Source organism: uncultured Clostridium sp. (genome assembly GCF_937920395.1).
Lineage (GTDB): Bacteria > Bacillota > Clostridia > Clostridiales > Clostridiaceae > Clostridium_AD.
This window is the reverse complement of sequence record NZ_CALEVF010000146.1, coordinates 1-1,758: the sequence shown is the minus strand read 5'-3', so window position 1 is coordinate 1,758 and position 1,758 is coordinate 1. Positions and strand designations below refer to the sequence as shown.

General features: G+C 34.6%; 1 protein-coding gene. It reads right to left on the bottom strand.

Features of this window, described 5'->3' with window-relative positions; all coding sequences use genetic code 11:
• Positions 1 to 134 precede the first annotated feature (134 nt).
• Positions 135 to 1,637 (bottom strand): IS66 family transposase, encoded by a 1,503-nt coding sequence (locus Q0649_RS10420; RefSeq protein ID WP_298841211.1) that lies wholly within the window; start codon positions 1,635 to 1,637, stop codon positions 135 to 137.
• Positions 1,638 to 1,758: the final 121 nt, after the last annotated feature.

Sequence of the window (1,758 nt, the reverse complement as noted above, 5' to 3'; positions counted from 1 at the left end):
GTTACTACACAGGCATTCCCAATATGAAATGCCTGTGATAATATAAAACCATATTCGTAGTCACCTCATCTCTAAAAAAGGGCATTATAAATTAAAGGAAGCCGAAGGCGTTCCCTAATATAAATTTAATAGAGCTATAGTTTTTCAGGTATGAATGGTTCACCTTTTATGGCACTCTTCAGTGATTCCATTATATCTTCCCCATTCTTGTTGCAGGTAGAAATATAGCTTCTTATTCTACAGAATAGGCTACCGCCATTATCACTTCTAAAGCAGCCAGAAATCTTTTGTCTGAGCTTTACCATTCGGATATCTCGCTCCGCAAGATTATTATCGAAGGGGATATTGAAGTCATACATAAACGAAAGTGTTTCCACATCATACTCCTCGAGCTTTCGTAAAAGTTTTAAGGCGTCGCTTTTTACAGGCTTCCCTGTTTTCGTTAATAGCATACCAGAACTTTTTTCTCCATCCTCTATTTTGCCTTGAGCTATGATAGTTTTGTACTTTCCATCATAAGCTTTGATATTGCTCTCTGCCATAAAAGTTACTCCTCTAGATTTAAGAGAATCAACTTCTCTTTTTATATCAACTAAAAGGTTTCCCATGTCAACAGCCCATATATGGCCAAAGTTTTCACTTATGCCTTTTAAAATTCTCATATTATGAGCATTACATTCAGCATGAGTACAGTTTTTGAATGTATAATACGGTTTCCAATGATCATGAACCATTGTTCCTTCAAAATCTGGAAGTATCCCTATCTCATTAGTAGCAATTGCGCCTCTTTTTTTATGTATAGCATAATGCGTAATACGACTTGTGGATGCGACATGGACCCAATTTATTTTACCTTTTAGACGTAGTCCTGATTCATCCACATGAAGGACTTCGGCATTTTTAAGTTTATCCTTAATAGCATCTTCAAACATTTCAAGACTATTATAAAGACGGTTATTTGCATTTACTACAGTACCTTGGCTAATATTTTTACCCGTAAGGGTTTTAATAATTTCGGTTGTTCTAGCAAGCGGCACAAGTTGATAGTTTGAAAGATATACCATTAAAGCTTGAAGATTGTCACCATACTGTACAGGCTGACTTATTGTTACAGGGAATTCGGTTTTATGAACTTGTTTACAGTCTGGGCACAACACTTCGTGGGTTCTATACTCAGTAACATTTATAAATACCTGCGGTAAATCAAATACCTGCCTAGTTTTAATTTTGCCATCAATATCAGACAAATTACATCCGCAATTACAAGTTTCATTTTTTATATCTATAATATTATCAGGATTTTCGATTTTTAAAAGAGTACTACCCTCATGACCAGATTGCCCTCCCGAGGACCTGCCGGTCTTTTTACGGCTGTTTAAGGGTTTTTTATTATTATCAGTTGATGGTGGTTTGCTGCTGTTATTACTGTTTTTGTTTTGCATGGTTTCTAACTGAATATTTCGTGCAAGCAATCCGAAGTTCTCTTCCCTAAGTGAACTTACTAGATTCGTTAAGTCAATTATTTCTACATTGAGATTACCGATTTGATTTTTTAAATCTCTATTTGTTTCTTTAATTAAGGAAACAATTTCTGATACTCCAGCATTATAATTTTCAATAATTTTTATTTCGTCCAAAATATTCACCACCTGTAAATCATATTATTAATCTCTCTGATGTTTATATTCGACGTTAAATAGCAAAAACCCTTTTTGCCAATAAAAGGGTTTTTGCTATTTGCAATGGCTGAGTAGTAAC